The organism is Pseudomonas sp. HLS-6, assembly GCF_002753995.1.
GTDB classification, from domain to species: domain Bacteria; phylum Pseudomonadota; class Gammaproteobacteria; order Pseudomonadales; family Pseudomonadaceae; genus Aquipseudomonas; species Aquipseudomonas defluvii.
The window spans coordinates 3,800,257-3,818,884 of record NZ_CP024478.1 but is presented as its reverse complement, the minus strand read 5'-3'; the positions used below and the strand labels follow the sequence as shown (position 1 = coordinate 3,818,884).

Sequence of the window (18,628 nt, the reverse complement as noted above, 5' to 3'; positions counted from 1 at the left end):
CTAATGAAAAGGTCAAGCCTGTTCATAGCCCCTGCGGGCGGTATCGGCAAGGGTTAGCGTTTGGCGAAATACTCGATGATTGATCTGGGTGATTGAGCCTGAGGGGCTGTTTGCCGAATGTGGTCTGTCCCGTACAGCGGGTATTTTCAGGCGGTAACCCAGGCATCGTCAGCGCGACCTTCAGCTTACTGAAAACGACGCACACCTAGCTTTTTGCCATTATTCCGACGCCAAAGGCTTGTGCGGCGGCTTGCGTGATTGCCACTCTGCGTCCTGGGGATTTTCCGGGGTTTCCGGGATGGCAGCAGGGGAGCGGGGCGCAATGAATTCGGCCAGCAAGGGTGGTTTTGCCAATTTGGGAATGGCTCGCAAGATGGGCCTTGGGTTTAGCCTGGTGTTGTTGTTGACGACGCTGGTAGCGGGGCTGGGTGTTGCCGCGTTGTTTGGCGTAGGCAAACGGTTCGATGGCCTCAAGCAAATGACTGCGGTCAACGATGCGTTGTTGCAGGTACGCCTGCGTGAGCAGACTTACGCGCTGACGTCCGATCCCAAGGCGGTTGAAGCCTTGCACCAAGGGGTGGAGGTTTTGCAGGCGCAGGCCCGCGAACTGCCGCAGCTGGCCAGCGCGAGTGTTGAGCCGTCACTGCTTGCCTATCGCCAGGCATTTGACCAGGTCGTCGAGTTGACTCAGGCCAAGGAGCTGGCGCTGGACATGGCTAATTGGTCGGTCTCCAGCGTGGCCAACAACCTTGACGTCTTGCAAGCCGGGCTCGCGGATGACGGCACCTGGACCCTGAAAGACTCGCAGGGCACGCGAGGGGCAGAGTTCGTTGAGCAGGCTGGTCAGGTCGCCCAGGTGGCGCGGCTGATGCTGCTGGCCATGGACGAGGCCCGTGTACGGCTGGAGCAGAGCCGCAAGGGCGCAGAGGACGTTCGTCAGGGGCGTATCGAGCAGGCGGAACAAGCGGCAGCGCTGGTCGCGCAATTGAAGGGCAGTGTGCAGGATGCCGGTTACCAGAGCGTGCTCACGGAGGTGGCCACCCATATTGCCAGCTTTGGCGAGAAACTCGGCGAGTACACCGACCTGCTGGCCCGCGAACAACAACTTAAACAGCAGCTGCAGCAGCGCGCCGAGCAGGTCATGGCGCAGGTCGATCAGGCGTCGACCGCTGAAGAGGCGGCCATGCAGGCTGAACTTGGGCGCAACACCTGGCTGATTATTGCCGCTTCACTGTTGGCGCTGGTGGTCGGTGTTGTTGCCGCATGGTTGATTACGCGGGCAATCGTTGGGCCGTTGCGCCGGGTGATCGGCCGTGCTCAGCAGATCGCTGCTGGCGATTTGAGCGGCGACATTGCCGTTGATCGGCATGATGAGGTGGGCCAGTTGCTTCTGGCCATGCAGCAGATGGGCAGTGGCCTGGCGGGTATCGTCAGTGGGTTGCAGGTAGGTATCGAGCAGTTGGCCGGCAATGCTCAGTCGTTGTCGGCCGTCACCGAGCAGACTAACCGTGAGGTCAGCAGCCAGAAGGAGGAAACGGAACAGGTTGCCACGGCCATGCACCAGATGACCGCGACCGTTCACGATGTGGCCCGCAATGCCGAAGAAGCCGCTCAAGCGGCCCAGGCGGCGGATGACAAGGTTGAGAGCGGCCATCAGGTAGTGCGCCAGAGCATGCAGCGTATCGAGGCGTTGGCCAGTGCTTCCACGTCGGCCAGTGAAGGCATCGAGCGCTTGAGTGCCGAGGTGCAGAACATCGGCAAGGTGCTCGAGGTAATCAAGAGTGTGGCCGAGCAGACCAACCTGCTGGCGCTCAACGCGGCCATCGAAGCCGCACGGGCAGGCGAGCAGGGGCGTGGTTTTGCGGTGGTCGCGGATGAGGTGCGGGCACTGGCCAAGCGTACCCAGCAGTCCACCGAAGAAATCGAGCGGTTGGTCAGTAGCCTGCGCAGTAACGCCCAGGCTTCGGTTGAACAGATTCAGGGCAGTGGTGAGCTGGTCAAACTGGCCGTTGCCGATGCACTGCAGACGGAGAGTGCCTTGGGCAGTATTGCGGCGGCCGTGTCTTTGATTCAGCAGATGAACCAGCAGATTGCCGCCGCTGCCGAGCAGCAGAGTTCGGTGGCGGAGGAGATCAACCGTAGCGTCAGCAACATTCGCTGCAGTGCTGATCAGTCCGCGCTAGCTATGCAGGGCAATGCCAGTTCAAGTATTGAACTGGCACAGCTGGGCACCGAGTTGAAAGGGATGGTTGGGCACTTCCGCTTGTGAGGGCTGGCGCTGCCCACCTAAGGCCGCTGCGCTCAGGCGGCCTTGCGCCAGTTCAGAATCATTAGCGTCAATACCCCGGCCACGATCCCCCAGAACGCCGAACCCACGGAAAACAGCGTGAAGCCCGAGGCGGTGACCATAAAGGTGATCAGTGCTGCTTCACGCTCCTTGGCTTCGTTCATGGCCACGGTCAACCCGTTCATGATCGAGCCAAACAGCGCCAGGGCGGCAATCGACAGCACCAGCTCCTTGGGCAGCGCCGCGAACAAGGCCGCCAACGTCGCCCCGAATACCCCGGCAATACCGTAGAAAATCCCGCACCAGACGGCGGCGGTGTAGCGCTTGCTCGGGTCTTCATGCGCGTGCGGGCCGGTGCAGATCGCCGCGCTGATGGCTGCGAGGTTGATGCCGTGCGAGCCGAATGGTGCCAGCACCAGCGAAGCCAGGCCGGTGACCGTGATCAGTGGCGAGGCCGGCACTTGATAACCATCGGCGCGCAGCACGGCAACACCTGGCATGTTTTGCGACGTCATGGCGACGACAAACAGCGGGATACCAATGCTGATGGTTGCGGCGAGTGAGAAGGACGGGGTTGTCCACACCGGCGTTGCCACTTCCAGGCTGAAGCCGCTGAAGTCCAGCAGGCCAAGGGCGCCGGACAGCGCCGTACCCACCAGCAAGGCCGCGAGCACCGCATAGCGAGGCGAAAGGCGCTTGATCACCAGGTAGCTGAAGAACATTCCCAGTACCAGCAGGGTGCGGTGCTGGGCTGCAATGAAAATCTCGCTGCCGATCTTGAACAGAATGCCCGCCAGCAAGGCCGACGCCAACGAGGCAGGGATGCGCTTGACCAAGCGCTCGAAGCTCCCGGTCAGGCCGCAAATCACCACCAGCACGGCGCAGGTGATGTAGGCACCGATGGCTTCGCCATAGCTGACGCCGCCCAGGCTGGTGATCAACAGCGCTGCTCCGGGGGTTGACCAGGCGATGGTCACCGGTGTGCGGTAGCGTAACGACAGGCCGATGCTGCAAACCGCCATGCCAATCGACAGGGCCCAGATCCAGGAAGAAATCTGCCCGCTGCTAAGCCCAGCCGCCTGACCCGCCTGGAACATCAACACCAATGAACTGGTGTAGCCGGTGAGCATGGCGATAAAGCCGGCGACCACTGCGGAGGGTGAAGAGTCGGCCAGTGGGCGCAGGTGCGCAGAAGTGGCGTCGGTCATGCGGGCAGTCCTTGTTCGTGTGTAAGCAGATTTTTCAGACTAACCTGCACTACCGCGATGTTTGCAGTACAGCAATCGTTGCATTTGGCCGTACAGTCACCAACTATTGCAGACAGTTTCGTTTCAGCACTCAAAAGGGGAGGGGAAATGTACAAGGTCTATGGTGATTACCAGTCGGGCAACTGCTACAAGATCAAGCTGATGCTCCACCTGCTGAACCTGCCCTATGAGTGGCACCCCATCAACATCCTCAGTGGCGACACCGAGACCCCCGAGTTTCTTGCCAAGAACCCTAACGGCAAGGTGCCGGTGCTGGAGCTTGAGGACGGCACCTGCCTGTGGGAGTCCAACGCCATTTTGAACTTCCTCGCGGACGGTACGGAGTATTTGCCCACCGAGCCGCGCCTGCGAACCCAGGTGCTGCAATGGCAGTTTTTCGAGCAGTACAGCCATGAGCCTTACCTGGCCGTGGCGCGTTTCATCCAGTTCTACCTGAGGCTGCCTGAAGACCGGCTGGACGAGTACAAGAAGCTGCAAAAAGGCGGGCACAAGGCCCTGCGGGTGATGGAGAAGCAGCTGCAGCTAACGCCTTATCTGGTGGGCGATGAGTATTCGATAGCCGACGTGGCCTTGTATGCCTACACCCATGTCGCCCATGAAGGCGGCTTCGACCTTTCTGGTTACCCGGCGATCCAGGCATGGCTCAAGCGCGTGGCCAGCCATCCACGCCATGTGACCATGCTGGGCTAACTGTCTGAAGTAGCGGCGCCTGCCTCGGTGGGCCGCGCAGGGCATGTGGGTTTTCTGTTGGAGCTGGCTTGCCTGCGATGGCGTCGGCGCGGTGTCCGTGAGTACGCGGCGTCTGCATCGCGGGCAAGCCCGGCTCCTACAGGTTGCGCGGGCTCTGTTGGAGCTGGCTTGCCTGCGATGGCGTCGGCGGGGTGCCCGTGAGTACGCGGCGTCTGCATCGCGGGCAAGCCCGGCTCCTACAGGTTGCGCGGGGGCTGTTGGGGCAGGCTTGCCTGCGATGGCGTCGGTGGGGTGTCATTGAGTTCGCGGTGTCTGCATCGCGGGCAAGCCCGGCTCCTACAGGTTACGTGGGCGCTGTTGGAGCTGGCTTGCCTGCGATAGCGTCGGCGGGGTGTCATTGAGTTCGCGGTGTCTGCATCGCGGGCAAGCCCGGCTCCTACAGGTTACGTGGGCGCTGTTGGAGCTGGCTTGCCTGCGATGGCGTCGGCGGGGTGTCATTGAGTTCGCGGTGTCTGCATCGCGGGCAAGCCCGGCTCCTACAGGTTACGTGGGATCTATTGGAGCTGGCTTGCCTGCGATGGCGTCGGCGCGGTGACAGTGAGTTCGCGGCGTCTGCATCGCGGGCAAGCCCGGCTCCTACAGCTGGCGCGTGCTCTGTTGGAGCTGGCTTGCCTGCGATGGCGTCGGCGCGGTGACAGTGAGTTCGCGGTGTCTGCATCGCGGGCAAGCCCGGCTCCTACAGGTTACGTGGGGTCTGTTGGAGCTGGCTGGCCTGCGATGGCGTCGGCGGGGTGCCAGTGAGTGCGCGGCGTTTGCATCGCGGGCAAGCCCGGCTCCTACAGGTTACGTGGGGTCTGTTGGAGCTGGCTTGCCTGCGATGGCCTCGGCGGGGTGCCAGTGAGTGCGCGGCGTTTGCATCGCGGGCAAGCCCGGCTACTACAGGTTGCGCGTGCTCTGTTGGAGCTGGCTTGCCTGCGATGGCGTCGGCGCGGTGCCCGTGAGTTCGCGGTGTTTGTATCGCGGGCAAGCCCGGCTCCTACAGGTTACGCGGGGCCTGTTGGAGCTGGTTGGCCTGCGATGGCGTCGCCTCAGGCTGCTGAGAAGCGCTGATCCAGGTACGCGATGATCGCCTTGGATTCATACATCCAGGTGGTCTTGCCGTCTTCTTCGATGCGCAGGCACGGCACTTTGATCTTGCCGCCACCTTCCAGCAGGGCCTGGCGATGCTGTTCGTCGTTCTTTGCATCACGCAGGGCCACTGGCACGTTGAGGCGGTGCAGGGTGCGGCGGGTTTTCACGCAGAAGGGGCAGGCGTGGAACTGATACAGGCTCAGGCCTTTTGCATGCTGTTCGATCTTGGCTTGTGCGGCCGGGTCACGCTTGAGTTTGCGCGGGCGGGTGATCAGGTCGAGAACGACGATCAGTTGGCCGAGGCCAATGCGAAGGGCTTTGACGATCATGACGGCATCTCACAATAAAAAGCCGACCCCGTGAGGTCGGCTTGAAGGTGTACAACCGATCACTTGATCAGGTTGAGGAACTCGCTGCGGGTGGCGGCATTTTCGCGGAACTCACCCAGCATCACCGAGGTGACCATGGACGAGTTCTGCTTTTCTACGCCGCGCATCATCATGCACATGTGCTTGGCTTCAATGACCACGGCCACGCCGAGGGCACCAGTCACTTGCTGGACAGCATCGGCGATCTGGCGGCTGAGGTTTTCCTGGATCTGCAGGCGGCGGGCATACATGTCGACGATACGCGCGACTTTCGACAGGCCCAGGACCTTGCCAGACGGGATGTAGGCAACATGCGCCTTGCCGATGAACGGCAGCAGGTGGTGCTCGCACAGCGAGTACAGCTCGATGTCCTTGACCAGGACCATTTCGCTGTTGTCGGAGCTGAACAGCGCTCCGTTGGTCACCTCTTCCAGGGTTTGGGAATAACCGCGGCAAAGGTACTGCATGGCCTTCGCGGCACGCTTGGGCGTGTCGAGCAGGCCCTCGCGGGAGACATCCTCGCCCAGTTGGCCGAGGATCGCGGTGTAGTTCTGTTCCAGGGACATGGATCTACCTGTGGGGAATAATCGCAAACGCGAAGGGTACGGCGGCGGCGGCGGCGCTGCAAGCACAGCTTACTCGTCGCGTCCTTCGAGCATGGTACGTTTGAGCATGACATACACCGCGCCAGTGCCGCCGTGACGGGCCTGACAGGAGGTGAAACCCAGCACCTGCGGATGCTGACGCAGCCAGGTGTTGACGTGGCTCTTGATCATTGGCCGTTTGCCATCCAGGCGTACCGCCTTGCCGTGGGTAACCCGTACACAGCGCACCTCGAAGCGGGTGGCTTCGGCGAGGAAGTCCCAGAGGGTTTCCCGGGCTTTTTCCACGCTCATGCCATGCAGGTCGAGGCTGCCCTCAAAGGCGATCTGCCCAAGCTTGAGCTTGCGCATCTGGCTTTCCTGGACACCGTCACGGCTCCAGTGCAGGTCATCTTCCGGGCCGACATCGATCACGAACTGGTCGGAGAGCCCATCGACTATTGTCTGGTCGCTGCGCACGGTCGCCGCTTGGCGCAGGCCGGCCAATTGCTTGCGGTCGGCCTTGGGTTTGCCAATCTCGGCGCGATCATGCTTGATCGGCTTGACGCCGCGCACTTCGCTCTTGAACAGGGAAAAATCGTCGTCTTGCATGTAAGCCTCCGCCTGGGCGGCGCAGTTTACGCGACTCCCCGCGTCTCGTTAATTCAATCGTGCTTTTTCATCAAGTGTGGTGCCAGGTTGAGTTCCCGGCCACGCCGCAGCCGTGCCCGACAACGGCGCCACAGCCATACGCCCAGCCACAGCAGCAACACGCCCGCGCCGACGATGACAGCCGCCGCGGCACGGTTGTTGGCCAGCTCGCCCAAGGCGGGTGCATGGCCCAACAGGCTGGCGGTGCCGGCCATCGCCAGCAGTACGCCAAGGGTCGCCAGCAGGGCCGAAAAGGCAGCCGCAAAACGCATTGACCAATTACGCGGTTCGCGTGAGCGAAGGCGCTTGGCGTCGAAACCATCGGATAACTTCATTCCGATTTCCTCTATGGATATCGGGCCTTCGACCTGAAAGTACCGATGTGGTTCCGCCAGCTGTCAGGTCAAATCAGGCTAGCGACTTGGGTCACGCAGGCATAGTTGTCGGCCATGATCGCCATTTCACTTTGCTGGATCTGCGCTGCGGGTATCACGCCGCCCTTGAAGGGCAGGTCGCGGGTGGTGCAGGCGTCTTCGACCAGGGTGCAGCGGTAGCCGTAGTCCTTGGCCCGACGTACGGTGGTGCTGACGCTGGAGTGGCTCATGAAGCCGCAGACAATCAGGTCCAGATGACCGAGTTTCTGCAGTTCTTCATGAAGCTTGGTGTTCTTGAACGCGTTAGGCATGCGTTTTTCGATGATGACTTCATCGCCCTGTGGCTCGAGGCCGGGAATGAACTCACCACGTTCGCCCTGTGGGTCGAACAGGCCGCCAACAGTACCGAGGTGGCGTACGTGAATCACTGGTCGGCCGGCCTTGCGCGCCGCGTCGAGCAGTTTGCCGATGTTGGCCACGGCTTCGTCCATGCCTGACAGCGCCAGAGGACCACTCAGGTACTCTTTCTGCGCATCGATAATCACCAGGCTGGCGTTACTCAGCTTGGCCGGCGGATAACCGCGACCGCTGAGGTGGAACATCGTCATTGGAACGGACATCAGGGGCTCCTTTGGATAGGGCTTTTCGCCTATTCTCCCCTGCTTGGACGCAGATGTGAATCGCTTAGCGTACAAGCGGCGTGGTTAGTGGCCTGCAGCCATGTTGGCCAATCGCTTAAAACGTCATGGGCAGCCATATTCCTGGCCAGGCTGTTAGAATCGCCGGTCGTTTCTCTAGGAGTCTACCGTGACCACTTCCCGCCTGCGCACCCTGCGCGACCATATTCGTTGGGCTGTCAGCCGTTTTCACGAGAAGGAGCTGTTCTTCGGCCATGGCGCCGACAACGCCTGGGACGAGGCGCGCCTGCTGGTGCTGGGCGCAGTTCACCTGCCATGGGAAGTGGCCGACAGCTACCTTGACTGCCGCCTCGAAGACGAGGAAGTGGCGCACCTTCAGGCTCTGCTCAAGCGTCGTATCGAAGACCGCGTTCCGACGGCTTACCTGTTGGGTGAGGCGTGGTTCTGCGGTATGTCGTTCATCGTCGACGAGCGTGTACTGATTCCGCGCTCACCCATTGGCGAGTTGATCGAAAAGCGTTTCGAGCCGTGGTTGGCGGCAGAGCCGAAGCGCATTCTTGACCTGTGCACCGGCTCTGGCTGCATTGGTATAGTCAGTGCCGAAGTGTTCCCGGACGCTGAAGTGGTGCTGGCCGACCTGTCCTTCGAGGCCTTGGAAGTCGCCAATCAGAACATCGAGCGTCATGGCCTGGAAGAGCGGGTTTTTACAGTTCAGGGCGATGGCTTCGAGGGGCTGCCGGGTCAGCGTTTCGACCTGATCCTCTCCAACCCGCCGTATGTCGATGCCGAAGACTTCGCCGACATGCCTCAGGAGTACCACCATGAGCCGGAGCTGGGCCTTGCCTGTGGCGACGATGGCCTGGACCTGGTCCGGCGGATGCTGGCTGAAGCGGCGGATCACCTGACCGAGAAGGGCTTGTTGATTGTCGAAGTGGGCAACAGCCAGGTGCACCTGTCGGCCTTGTACCCCGAGGTGGATTTTGCCTGGCTGGACTTCGAGCGCGGTGGTCACGGCGTATTCATGCTGACGGCGCAGCAGTGCCGTGAGCATCAGGCGCTGTTTGCTTCGCGGGTGTAAGCGCTAACGGCGTCTGTATCGTTGGCAAGCCAAACCCCACAAGTACGGTGGGGCGCTTGCCAGCGATAGCACCTGCAGGTTGTCAGCGTTGGGTTGCAATCCAGATCAGCAGCCCGGCCTGGAACACGGCGAAGGCGACCAGGCAGGTGATGGTGAAGCGCAGGCCGCTGTCCTCGCGCTTGTATTTGTTCACGCGCTCGTCCCGCTCACGCAGTTGCGTTTCTTTTTCCTGCAGGGTCTGTTCGGCCTGCTGGAGCATGCCCGCAGCCTCGATTATCTCGACCTGTTGGACCTTCTCGTTGTTCCAGCCACCCTTGAGCTCACCCACCTGCACTTCCAGGTAGCGCCCCTTCATGTGCTGGACATCGGCGTACTCGACCTCCAGCCCGACGTTTTTCAGCACATGGTCACGGCGTTGGCGGGTGTCTTCGTTCAGCGCGTCCTTGCTCGGGAGTGCCGCACCCTCGATCCGGTAGTGCGACCACTTTTGTTGTGCCCACTGCACCCCTTGAGCCAGCAGAAAACGTCCGAGGCCACGGTTCAGGGGCTCCATCTGCAGGCCACTGTCAGGGCCGAAGCTCACGTGGTGCGTCTCATGGTCGACGCGGATGTCCAGGCGATTCTGCTCCTTGCGCACTTTTTGCCCAGGCAGACGAATCTCCATGCGCAGCAGGCTGTGCGTCTTGCTGTGCCGTTCGGCATAGCCGTACTGGACGAAACGCAAGGGCCGCGCACCGGTGGCCCGGTCGGTCGGCAGCGGGGCCAGGCGCAGCATGCGAAAGTGCTCCGGCTTCAGGTCTTCCCACGGCAGCGGGGCAGGTTCTGGAGCGACCGTTTCGGCGCTTGCTTCGGGGGCATCCTGGGGTGGGACATCGGTCATCACGGCAATCCTCTTGTGCGCAGCAGGCTGGCCGTAATTTGGATGCCAGCACCGGCTTATCGGCAGGGTTGGCCTGGACTGGAGTGCATTTTTCCGGAACTTCTGCTCAAGCTGCCGGCAATCGACGAATAAACTCGACGATTCTCTCGCCCAGTGCGCTGGCCAGTGGCAGCGCCGGGTTGAGGTAGCTTTGCTGTTGCTGGTGCACGTCAGCCGGGGCGATCCGCAGCATATGGTTCATGCCCTCGATCAGTGCCAGTTCGGCATCGGGTTTGGCGGCCTTCAGGCGCAGGGCATCGTCGACACTGACCTGCACGTCATGGTTGCCTTGCACGATCAGCGCCGGGATTTTCAGACGGGCAAAGGCGGCTGCCGGGTCTTGTCGGAACAGTGAGATCAAATAGGGTTGAACGCTGGGGCGCAGAATGTCCTGCAAGGGCGGGGGAACATCGCTCGATGTACGGCCGATTTTCAGCTGGTCGATGATCGCCTGGGCCTGTGCTTGATAACGGTCAGGTACGCGCTCGGCAATCTGCGCATGCAGCACGTCATGCACCGGGCGCCCGCTGCCAGCCACGGCAATCACTGCGCTGGCCCCGGCCGGTTCGGCCGCCAGGCTGGCGATCAATGCACCTTCGCTGTGGCCCAGCAACACCAGCGGGCCGAAGCGTGGGTCGGCGTTGAGCGCACGGCCCCAGGCTGCGGCATCGGCCACATAACCTTCGACGCTCAGGTCACGTTCGTCGGGTGTCGCCTCCAGGCTGGCGGCAACGCCGCGTTTGTCATAGCGCACGCTGGCGATATTGTTGCGTGCGAGCAGCAGTGCCAGGCGCTTGAGGTTGTCGGTGTGAGCGCCGTTGGGGTTGTTGCCGTCGCGGTCGGTCGGGCCTGAGCCGGCAATGATCAACACCACGGGCGGCGGTCGCTCGCTGCGGGGCAGCAGCAGGCTGCCGCGCAGGATGCCGGCGCCTGTATCGAGGTCCAGGGGCCGCTGTAGAACGCTGGGGGCCGCCGCTTGGGCGAGGCTGCTGAGGCACAGAAGAAGCAGGGTGAGGGCGCGTAACATTACAGGGCCGCTGCTGGAGAGATGAAAGTTGGACACACGCCGGGCTAGAAGGTTCGCCAACAGGGATGAACTCGCCGGTGAGCCTGCGTATACTGGCGGCCTTGTTCAAATCAGGCTGATTCGCGGAGCGTCCTGCATGTCCGGCAATACCTATGGCAAGCTGTTCACTGTCACCACCGCTGGCGAAAGCCATGGTCCGGCGTTGGTCGCCATTGTCGACGGCTGCCCGCCGGGCCTCGAGCTTTCGCTGGCCGACCTGCAACACGACCTGGACCGGCGCAAGCCTGGCACCAGCCGCCACACCACGCAACGTCAGGAAGACGACGAAGTCGAAATCCTCTCCGGCGTTTTCGAAGGCCGTACCACCGGCTGTGCAATTGGCCTGTTGATCCGCAACACCGACCAGAAGTCCAAGGACTATTCGGCGATCAAGGACCTGTTCCGCCCGGCGCATGCCGATTACACCTACCACCACAAGTACGGTGTACGTGACTACCGTGGCGGTGGCCGCAGCTCGGCGCGCGAAACCGCTATGCGGGTGGCCGCCGGTGCCATCGCCAAGAAGTACCTGGCCAGTCAGGGCATCACCATTCGTGGCTACATGAGCCAGTTGGGCCCGATTGAAATCCCCTTCAAGACCTGGGAGTCGGTTGAGCAGAACGCGTTCTTCAGCCCAGACCCGGACAAAGTGCCAGAGCTGGAAGCCTACATGGACCAGTTGCGTCGCGACCAGGACTCGGTTGGGGCGAAAATCACCGTTGTCGCCGAAGGCGTCATGCCTGGCCTGGGCGAGCCGATCTTTGATCGCCTGGACGCCGAGCTGGCTCATGCACTGATGAGCATCAACGCCGTCAAGGGTGTGGAGATCGGTGCGGGCTTCGCCAGCGTGGCCCAGCGCGGTACCGAACACCGCGACGAGCTCACCCCGGAAGGTTTCCTCAGCAACAACGCTGGCGGCATTCTCGGCGGGATCTCCTCGGGTCAGCCGATTGTCGCGCACCTGGCGCTCAAGCCAACGTCGAGCATCACCACCCCTGGCCGTTCGATCGATATCGACGGTAACCCGGTCGACGTCATCACCAAAGGGCGCCACGACCCTTGCGTAGGCATCCGTGCTACCCCGATTGCCGAGGCGATGATGGCCATCGTGCTGATGGACCACCTGCTGCGTCACCGTGGGCAGAATGCCGATGTGAAGGTCAGCACGCCGGTGCTGGGCCAGTTGTAATGCCCCGAGTGTTCGATCGCGCCGTGGCCGCTTGAGCCGTGGCGCCGATTCCCTACTGGCGACTGTCCAGCTTCTATCTGTTCTATTTCGCCTTGCTCGGTTCGACAGCGCCATTCCTGGCGCTGTACTTCGATCACCTGGGGTTTTCCAGTGCGCGGATCGGCGAGCTGGTGGCCATCCCCATGCTGATGCGCTGCGTGGCGCCGAATCTGTGGGGCTGGCTGGGGGACCGCACCGGCCAGCGCCTGCTGATCGTGCGGCTTGGTGCGTTGTCGACGCTGGCGAGTTTTTCGCTGATCTTCATCGATAAGAGCTACGCCTGGCTGGCGTTGGTGATGGCCCTGCATGCGTTCTTCTGGCACGCGGTGCTGCCGCAGTTCGAGGTCATTACCCTGGCACACCTGCAGGGGCAGACCGCACGCTACAGCCAGGTCCGCTTGTGGGGGTCAATCGGCTTTATCCTGACGGTTGCGGGGCTGGGCCGGTTGTTCGAATGGCTCAGCCTGGATATCTACCCGGTGGCGCTGGCAGTGATCATGGCCGGTATCGTCCTGGCCAGCCTGTGGGTGCCCAATGCACACCCGCCCGGGCAGCATGTGCGCGATGCTGGCGAGGGGTTTATCCAGCAATTGCTTCGCCCCGGCGTGTTGGCTTTTTATGCCTGTGTGGCCCTGATGCAATTGAGCCATGGCCCGTACTACACCTTTCTGACCCTGCACCTTGAGCGCCTGGGGTACAGCCGTGGCACCATTGGCCTGCTCTGGTCGTTGGGCGTGGTGGCCGAGGTGCTGATGTTTCTGGCCATGAGCTGGATCATGGCGCGGGTGTCGTTGCGCCGGGTGCTGCTGGCCAGTTTCCTGTTGGCAGCGTTACGCTGGATGCTGCTGGGCGAGTACGCCGAGCACCTGGCCGTGTTGCTGGTCGCGCAGTTGATGCACGCGGCCACCTTCGGCAGTTTTCATGCCGCAGCCATCGCCTTCGTGCAGCGCAGCTTCGGGGCGCGCCAGCAAGGGCAGGGGCAGGCGTTGTATGCCGCATTGGCTGGCACCGGTGGCGCATTGGGTGCCTTGTACTCGGGCTACAGCTGGAATGCGTTGGGCCCCACTACAACCTTTAGTATTGCCAGCGTCGCTGCCGTGGCGGCAGCCGTTATCATTGCGACTCGAATGAAAGAGGACAGGGCATGAGCCTTACCCGTGAACAATTGGCCTTGGAAATCATCGAAGCCGGGCGCTTTCTCTATGGCCGTGGCTGGTCGCCGGCCACCAGCAGCAACTATTCCACCCGCCTGGCGGCGGATCAGGCGCTGTTGACGGTCTCCGGCAAACACAAAGGTCAGCTGGGCGTGGACGATGTCTTGGCCACCGACCTCGCTGGCAATAGCCTGGAGCCGGGCAAGAAGCCCTCGGCGGAAACCTTGCTGCATACTCAGTTGTACGCCTGGCGGGCAGACATCGGGGCCGTGCTGCATACCCACTCGGTCAATGCCACGGTGCTGTCACGAGTGACCGCTGGGGACTACCTGGTGTTCGAAGACTATGAACTGCAGAAAGCCTTCAGTGGTATCTCGACCCACGAGTCGACGGTGCAGGTGCCGATTTTCGAGAACGATCAGGACATCACCCGCCTGGCGGCCAAGGTTCAGCCCTGGCTTGAGGCGCACCCCGACTGCGTCGGCTACCTGATCCGTGGCCATGGCCTGTACACCTGGGGCCCGCGCATGAGTGACGCGTTGCGTCAGGTCGAAGCCTTCGAATTCCTCTTCGAGTGTGAATTGAAAGTGCGATCGGTTACCGGTCGTTGAGTCGCTACAACTAGGAGTTGCCCCTGATGAGCAGCCTGACCGTGTACCACCAGTCCACCCCGGACATCCCGAACAAGGTGCTGACCCACGTTGAGGACATCGCCTCGACCCTGGCAGAGCAGGGCGTGCGTTTCGAGCGTTGGGCCGCCAATGCGCCGATCCAGCCGGGCGCTAGCCAGGAAGAGGTGATTGCGGCCTACCAGGCCCAGATCGACAAGCTGATGACCGAATGCGGCTACATCACCGTCGATGTGGTAAGCCTGAACAGCGATCACCCGCAGAAGGCCGAACTGCGTGCCAAGTTTCTGGATGAACACCGCCATGCGGAAGACGAAGTGCGTTTTTTCGTCGCCGGGCGAGGCCTGTTTACCCTGCACATCGACGAGTATGTCTACGCCGTGCTCTGCGAGAAGAACGACCTGATCTCGGTGCCGGCCGGCACCCCTCACTGGTTTGACATGGGCGAGAACCCGCATTTCGTTGCCATTCGCCTGTTCAACAACCCCGAAGGTTGGGTAGCGCAGTTCACTGGCGACAAAATCGCCGATCAATTCCCGCGTATCGACGACTGACCGGAGCCTGCATGACTATCAAAGCCATCCTCACCGACATTGAAGGCACTACCAGCGCGGTGAGTTTTGTCTTCGACGTGCTGTTTCCGTTCGCGGCCAGGCACCTGCCCGATTTTGTCCGTACCCATGCGGCTGAGCCTGCCGTGGCGGCCCAATTGCAGGCTGTGCGCACAGACAGCAATGAGCCCGCTGCTGACGTTGAGCGGGTAATTGAAATCTTGCTGCAGTGGATTGCTGAAGACCGCAAGGCCACGCCACTCAAGGCGTTGCAAGGCATGGTCTGGGCCGAGGGCTATCAGGCGGGGCTGCTCAAGGGTCATGTCTACCCGGATGCGGTTGAAGCGCTCAAGCGCTGGCATCAGGAAGGCTATGCCCTGTACGTGTATTCCTCGGGCTCCATTCAGGCGCAGAAGCTGATTTTCGGCTGCTCTGAAGCCGGCGACCTGACCCCGCTGTTCAGCGGGTATTTCGACACGACGTCCGGTGGTAAACGCGAGGCGCAATCCTACCGCACCATCGCCCAGGCGATTGATTTGCCGGCAGAGCAGATCCTGTTCCTCTCGGACATCGTCGAAGAACTGGATGCGGCTCAGCAGGCCGGCATGGCGACCTGCGGGCTGGTACGCCAGGGTGGGGAACTGGCGGGCCACAGCAATGTAGTCAGCTTCGCCTTGATCGACGTAAACCAGTTCTGACGCTTTGCATCACAGGCAAGCCTGCTTGTAGGAGCCGGGCTTGCCCGCGATGCAGCCACCGCGAACTCGCGGGCACCCCGCCGACGCCATCGCAGACAAGCCAGCCTGTAGGAGCCGGGCTTGCCCGCGATGCAGCCGCCGCGAACTCACGGGCACCCCACCGACGCCATCGCAGGCAAGCCAGCTCCAACAGAGCCCGCACAACCTGTAGGAGCCGGGCTTGCCCGCGATGCAGCCACCGCGAACTCACGGGCACCCCACCGACGCCATCGCAGGCAAGCCAGCTCCAACAGAGCCCGCGCAACCTGTAGGAGCCGGGCTTGCCCGCGATGCAGGCGCCGCGCACTCACGGACACCCCACCGACGCCATCGCAGGCAAGCCAGCTCCAACAGAGCCCGCGCAACCTGTAGGAGCCGGGCTTGCCCGCGATACAAACGCCGCGCACTCACAGGCACCCCACCGACGCCATCGCAGGCAAGCCAGCTCCAACAGAGCTCGCGCAACCTGTAGGAGCCGGGCTTGCCCGCGATGCAGCCACCGCGTACTCGCTGACACCCCACCGACGCCATCGCAGGCAAGCCAGCTCCAACAGCGCCCGCGTAACCTGTAGGAGCCGGGCTTGCCCGCGATGCAAACGCCGCGCACTCACGGGCACCCCACCGACGCCATCGCAGGCAAGCCAGCTCCAACAGAGCCCGCGCAGCCTGTAGGAGCCGGGCTTGCCCGCGATACAGACGCCGCGCACTCGCGGACACCCCTGCGTACCAATAGATTTCTTCTGTTGCATCAATGCGTTATTCCGCTTTGACCCCCAGCCCGTGCTGGCCAAGACTTGGGCTTTTCCGGCAGCCAGGAGCCCCCCATGTCCGACCAACTCACTTGCGAACAACTCAACGACGAAGCCATTGCCTTTGCCGAGCAGGTTTTCGATTGCGCCCGTCAAGGTGATGCCGTTGTTCTTGAGCGCTTGTTGCAGCAGGGGCTGCCGGCCAATCTCTGCAACCACAAAGGCGATAGCCTGTTGATGCTTGCCAGCTACCATGGCCATGTCGAGGCGGTGCGTGTGTTGTTGCAGCACGGTGCCGATCCGCACGTCGCCAACAACAATGGCCAACTGCCGCTTGCCGGCGCCGCGTTCAAGGGCGACCTGGCCATGGTGCAACTGCTGGTGGAGCAGGGCGCCAGCGTCGAGGCGGCGACGGCTGATGGTCGTACGGCATTGATGATGGCGGCGATGTTCAACCGAACCGCAATCGTGGACTATCTGCTGGCACAGGGGGCCGACCCCAAACGTGCAGATGCCAAGGGCATGAGCGCATTAGGCGCAGCCCAGGCCATGGGCGCGCAGGGCGCCGTGACGCAGTTGCAAGCGCTGGCCGGCTAACCCTCGGTGGGTGTTTACCGTTATCCTTGGCGCCTTTTATCGTCGTAAGGGGCCCCTCATGAAAAACCAACTGGTCGAACTCATCGGCAAAATCAGCTCCGGCTGCCTGCGTGAGGATGACATCGAGCGGATCGCTGACGAAGCCGCTCAGGCGTATGCCGATCCAGCCGGGTTTCTGGCCGCCAACCCCGATATCAACTACGACGACACCTTCCCGATTCCCCTGGGTGAATGGGTTGTGGTGGGCAGCCTGCCGGACACCGTGCTGTTCCAGGCTGACAGCTACCAGGACCTGTTCGCCCAGATCGTCGCCTCCTTCGGCCCCGATGTGGCGTTCAACATCAAGCCCAAGCAATTGGCCAAGACTGAAGCCTTGACCGCACTCAACCGCATCCAGATCCAGATGAGCAGCATGAACAAAGAGGCGGGCGGCTATGTGTTGCTCGACTTCAGTGAGCCGCTCGACGATGAATTGCAGGTCGTGCTGGTTTACGGCAACGACCTGGAGCGGGTGCTTGAGTTGTCTGCCGAAGTCGGGATTTCCGCCGCGCCGTCGCTTGAAGCACTGCGGCTGGCCTTGCACGTTTAAGTCGGTGTGGACACCAGGGTGTTGAGCGCTGGCTATGCTCAGTGACACATCCCGTCACAGGAGCGGCATCATGGGTTCGACATTTAATGGCTTTCTTGGCCTGATCATCCTGGCCCTGGACATCTGGGCAATCATCAACGTGATTAAAAGCAGCGTAGGGACCGGGCCCAAGGTGCTCTGGGTGCTGCTGATCCTGCTGTTGCCGGTGCTGGGCCTGATCATCTGGGCGATTGCCGGCCCCCGGGGCAATGTCCGTCTGTAGGTGCCTGCGCGGCCTGCGGTGCCTCGACGAATATTCGACCTGTCATGATCGACAACGTACACTGCGCCCTTTTCTATGGCGGGCGCGTTTGCGCCCGTTGTCAGCCGCTTTTATTGGAGGTCCCGCAATGAGCGACTACCTGGAGACGTTGTACGAAGGCTACGGCCAGCGCTTTCGCATGGACAAGCTGCTGCACGAGGTTCGTACCGAGCACCAGCACCTGGTGATTTTCGAGAACCCGCGCATGGGGCGCGTGATGGCGCTGGACGGTGTGATCCAAACCACCGAGGCCGATGAGTTCATCTACCACGAGATGCTCACCCACGTCCCGATCCTGGCCCATGGCACTGCGCGGCGCGTACTGATCATCGGCGGCGGTGACGGTGGCATGTTGCGTGAAGTGACCAAGCACCGTGGCGTCGAGCACATCACCATGGTCGAGATCGACGGTACCGTGGTCGACATGTGCAAGGAGTTCCTGCCGGAGCACTCCAAGGGCGCCTACGATGACCCGCGCCTGAATCTGGTCATTGATGACGGCATGCGGTTCGTCGCCACCACCGAAGAGAAGTTCGACGTCATCATCTCCGACTCCACTGACCCGATTGGTCCGGGAGAGGTGCTGTTCTCCGAGAACTTCTACCAGGCCTGCCACCGTTGCCTGAACGACGGTGGTATTCTGGTCACTCAGAACGGCACGCCGTTCATGCAGTTGTCTGAAGTTCAAACCACCGCAAGCCGCATGCGCAGCCTGTTCGCCGATTGGCACTTCTACCAGGCCGCGGTACCGACCTACATCGGCGGTGCAATGACCTTCGCGTGGGGCGCTACCAACACCAGTTACCGCAAACTGCCGCTGGAAACCCTGCGTCAGCGTTTCGCCGGCAGTGGAATCGTTACGCGTTATTACAACCCAGAGATTCACATCGGTGCGTTTGCCTTGCCGCAATACGTGCTGCAGGCTGTAAACAAGCCCAGCAACGATTGATGCTGCACTACGGCGCCTTAGGGCGCCGTAGTCGATTTCATGAAGCGTGGCAAGTTTCTGAACAGAATTTTCACATTCGATTGCCGACAATTC

At 61.9% G+C, this 18,628-nt stretch carries 20 protein-coding genes and 1 pseudogene; 13 read left to right on the top strand and 8 right to left on the bottom strand.

Annotated elements, in window-relative coordinates:
• Positions 1-298: 298 nt before the first annotated feature.
• Positions 299-1,402 (top strand): annotated as a pseudogene (locus CS390_RS25745) (HAMP domain-containing protein); the annotation flags it as partial.
• A complete protein-coding gene (locus CS390_RS25740; RefSeq protein WP_371918270.1) occupies positions 1,397-2,269 on the top strand; it encodes a methyl-accepting chemotaxis protein in 873 nt (290 codons plus the stop codon). The pseudogene CS390_RS25745 and the gene CS390_RS25740, both read left to right, overlap by 6 nt.
• A 32-nt stretch (positions 2,270-2,301) precedes the next feature.
• On the opposite strand, the gene CS390_RS17880 is transcribed toward CS390_RS25740, so the two are convergent.
• The gene (locus CS390_RS17880; protein WP_099775494.1) at positions 2,302-3,495 is read right to left on the bottom strand and encodes a benzoate/H(+) symporter BenE family transporter; all 1,194 of its coding nucleotides are present in this window, start codon (positions 3,493-3,495) and stop codon (positions 2,302-2,304) included.
• 147 nt (positions 3,496-3,642) lie between these two features.
• Between CS390_RS17880 and CS390_RS17875 the strand changes: the two genes are divergently transcribed.
• On the top strand, positions 3,643-4,245 hold the full coding sequence (locus tag CS390_RS17875; RefSeq protein ID WP_065759868.1) for a glutathione S-transferase family protein: 603 nt from the start codon (positions 3,643-3,645) through the stop codon (positions 4,243-4,245).
• Between the two features lie 1,088 nt (positions 4,246-5,333).
• Here CS390_RS17875 and CS390_RS17870 read toward each other — a convergent pair.
• The 5 genes from CS390_RS17870 to CS390_RS17850 all read right to left on the bottom strand — a co-directional run bounded on the left by CS390_RS17870 (position 5,334) and on the right by CS390_RS17850 (position 7,970).
• Positions 5,334-5,705 (bottom strand): glutathione S-transferase N-terminal domain-containing protein, encoded by a 372-nt coding sequence (locus tag CS390_RS17870; protein WP_099775493.1) that lies wholly within the window; start codon positions 5,703-5,705, stop codon positions 5,334-5,336.
• A gap of 59 nt (positions 5,706-5,764) precedes the next feature.
• Complete coding sequence (folE, locus tag CS390_RS17865; RefSeq protein WP_099775492.1) at positions 5,765-6,310, bottom strand: GTP cyclohydrolase I FolE; 546 nt, start codon at positions 6,308-6,310, stop codon at positions 5,765-5,767.
• Between the two features lie 69 nt (positions 6,311-6,379).
• Entirely contained in the window at positions 6,380-6,937 is a 558-nt protein-coding gene (locus tag CS390_RS17860; RefSeq protein ID WP_065759871.1) for a Smr/MutS family protein, read from the bottom strand.
• 53 nt (positions 6,938-6,990) lie between these two features.
• Complete coding sequence (locus CS390_RS17855) at positions 6,991-7,311, bottom strand: hypothetical protein (RefSeq protein WP_099775491.1); 321 nt, start codon at positions 7,309-7,311, stop codon at positions 6,991-6,993.
• Positions 7,312-7,379: 68 nt separating this feature from the next.
• Entirely contained in the window at positions 7,380-7,970 is a 591-nt protein-coding gene (locus CS390_RS17850; RefSeq protein WP_099775490.1) for a cysteine hydrolase family protein, read from the bottom strand.
• 187 nt (positions 7,971-8,157) lie between these two features.
• Between CS390_RS17850 and prmB the strand changes: the two genes are divergently transcribed.
• A complete protein-coding gene (prmB, locus tag CS390_RS17845; protein WP_099775489.1) occupies positions 8,158-9,066 on the top strand; it encodes a 50S ribosomal protein L3 N(5)-glutamine methyltransferase in 909 nt (302 codons plus the stop codon).
• A gap of 82 nt (positions 9,067-9,148) precedes the next feature.
• Here prmB and CS390_RS17840 read toward each other — a convergent pair whose 3' ends face one another.
• The gene (locus CS390_RS17840) at positions 9,149-9,946 is read right to left on the bottom strand and encodes a hypothetical protein (protein WP_065759875.1); all 798 of its coding nucleotides are present in this window, start codon (positions 9,944-9,946) and stop codon (positions 9,149-9,151) included.
• A 106-nt stretch (positions 9,947-10,052) separates the two neighbouring features.
• Entirely contained in the window at positions 10,053-11,012 is a 960-nt protein-coding gene (locus CS390_RS17835; protein ID WP_099775488.1) for an alpha/beta hydrolase, read from the bottom strand.
• 136 nt (positions 11,013-11,148) lie between these two features.
• Here CS390_RS17835 and aroC point away from each other — a divergent pair, with 136 nt between their 5' ends.
• From aroC to speE, 9 genes are all read left to right on the top strand, one after another.
• Entirely contained in the window at positions 11,149-12,240 is a 1,092-nt protein-coding gene (gene aroC / locus CS390_RS17830; RefSeq protein WP_065759877.1) for a chorismate synthase, read from the top strand.
• A gap of 38 nt (positions 12,241-12,278) precedes the next feature.
• A complete protein-coding gene (locus tag CS390_RS17825) occupies positions 12,279-13,427 on the top strand; it encodes an MFS transporter (RefSeq protein ID WP_099775487.1) in 1,149 nt (382 codons plus the stop codon).
• A complete protein-coding gene (locus CS390_RS17820) occupies positions 13,424-14,044 on the top strand; it encodes a methylthioribulose 1-phosphate dehydratase (RefSeq protein ID WP_099775486.1) in 621 nt (206 codons plus the stop codon). The genes CS390_RS17825 and CS390_RS17820 overlap by 4 nt, the downstream gene beginning before the upstream one ends.
• 26 nt (positions 14,045-14,070) lie before the next feature.
• Positions 14,071-14,616, top strand: coding sequence for an acireductone dioxygenase (locus CS390_RS17815; protein ID WP_065759880.1), 546 nt, complete (start codon positions 14,071-14,073; stop codon positions 14,614-14,616).
• An 11-nt stretch (positions 14,617-14,627) separates the two neighbouring features.
• The gene (mtnC, locus tag CS390_RS17810; protein ID WP_065759881.1) at positions 14,628-15,311 is read left to right on the top strand and encodes an acireductone synthase; all 684 of its coding nucleotides are present in this window, start codon (positions 14,628-14,630) and stop codon (positions 15,309-15,311) included.
• An 863-nt stretch (positions 15,312-16,174) separates the two neighbouring features.
• Positions 16,175-16,696 (top strand): ankyrin repeat domain-containing protein, encoded by a 522-nt coding sequence (locus CS390_RS17805; protein ID WP_099775485.1) that lies wholly within the window; start codon positions 16,175-16,177, stop codon positions 16,694-16,696.
• A 58-nt stretch (positions 16,697-16,754) separates the two neighbouring features.
• On the top strand, positions 16,755-17,285 hold the full coding sequence (locus CS390_RS17800; RefSeq protein ID WP_065759883.1) for a hypothetical protein: 531 nt from the start codon (positions 16,755-16,757) through the stop codon (positions 17,283-17,285).
• Between the two features lie 70 nt (positions 17,286-17,355).
• Positions 17,356-17,547: a PLDc N-terminal domain-containing protein gene (locus tag CS390_RS17795; protein WP_099775484.1), complete on the top strand. Its 192-nt coding sequence runs from the start codon at positions 17,356-17,358 to the stop codon at positions 17,545-17,547.
• A 127-nt stretch (positions 17,548-17,674) separates the two neighbouring features.
• Positions 17,675-18,535: a polyamine aminopropyltransferase gene (gene speE, locus CS390_RS17790; RefSeq protein WP_065759885.1), complete on the top strand. Its 861-nt coding sequence runs from the start codon at positions 17,675-17,677 to the stop codon at positions 18,533-18,535.
• Positions 18,536-18,628: the final 93 nt, after the last annotated feature.

Bases quoted from the DNA above. Each gene is read 5' to 3' on its own strand.
- CS390_RS25740 (WP_371918270.1), top strand. From the start codon at position 1,397: ATGCAGCAGATGGGCAGTGGCCTGGCGGGTATCGTCAGTGGGTTGCAG.
- CS390_RS17880 (WP_099775494.1), bottom strand. From the start codon at position 3,495: ATGACCGACGCCACTTCTGCGCACCTGCGCCCACTGGCCGACTCTTCA.
- CS390_RS17875 (WP_065759868.1), top strand. From the start codon at position 3,643: ATGTACAAGGTCTATGGTGATTACCAGTCGGGCAACTGCTACAAGATC.
- CS390_RS17870 (WP_099775493.1), bottom strand. From the start codon at position 5,705: ATGATCGTCAAAGCCCTTCGCATTGGCCTCGGCCAACTGATCGTCGTT.
- folE (WP_099775492.1), bottom strand. From the start codon at position 6,310: ATGTCCCTGGAACAGAACTACACCGCGATCCTCGGCCAACTGGGCGAG.
- CS390_RS17860 (WP_065759871.1), bottom strand. From the start codon at position 6,937: ATGCAAGACGACGATTTTTCCCTGTTCAAGAGCGAAGTGCGCGGCGTC.
- CS390_RS17855 (WP_099775491.1), bottom strand. From the start codon at position 7,311: ATGAAGTTATCCGATGGTTTCGACGCCAAGCGCCTTCGCTCACGCGAA.
- CS390_RS17850 (WP_099775490.1), bottom strand. From the start codon at position 7,970: ATGTCCGTTCCAATGACGATGTTCCACCTCAGCGGTCGCGGTTATCCG.
- CS390_RS17840 (WP_065759875.1), bottom strand. From the start codon at position 9,946: ATGACCGATGTCCCACCCCAGGATGCCCCCGAAGCAAGCGCCGAAACG.
- CS390_RS17835 (WP_099775488.1), bottom strand. From the start codon at position 11,012: ATGTTACGCGCCCTCACCCTGCTTCTTCTGTGCCTCAGCAGCCTCGCC.
- aroC (WP_065759877.1), top strand. From the start codon at position 11,149: ATGTCCGGCAATACCTATGGCAAGCTGTTCACTGTCACCACCGCTGGC.
- CS390_RS17820 (WP_099775486.1), top strand. From the start codon at position 13,424: ATGAGCCTTACCCGTGAACAATTGGCCTTGGAAATCATCGAAGCCGGG.
- CS390_RS17815 (WP_065759880.1), top strand. From the start codon at position 14,071: ATGAGCAGCCTGACCGTGTACCACCAGTCCACCCCGGACATCCCGAAC.
- mtnC (WP_065759881.1), top strand. From the start codon at position 14,628: ATGACTATCAAAGCCATCCTCACCGACATTGAAGGCACTACCAGCGCG.
- CS390_RS17805 (WP_099775485.1), top strand. From the start codon at position 16,175: ATGTCCGACCAACTCACTTGCGAACAACTCAACGACGAAGCCATTGCC.
- CS390_RS17800 (WP_065759883.1), top strand. From the start codon at position 16,755: ATGAAAAACCAACTGGTCGAACTCATCGGCAAAATCAGCTCCGGCTGC.
- CS390_RS17795 (WP_099775484.1), top strand. From the start codon at position 17,356: ATGGGTTCGACATTTAATGGCTTTCTTGGCCTGATCATCCTGGCCCTG.
- speE (WP_065759885.1), top strand. From the start codon at position 17,675: ATGAGCGACTACCTGGAGACGTTGTACGAAGGCTACGGCCAGCGCTTT.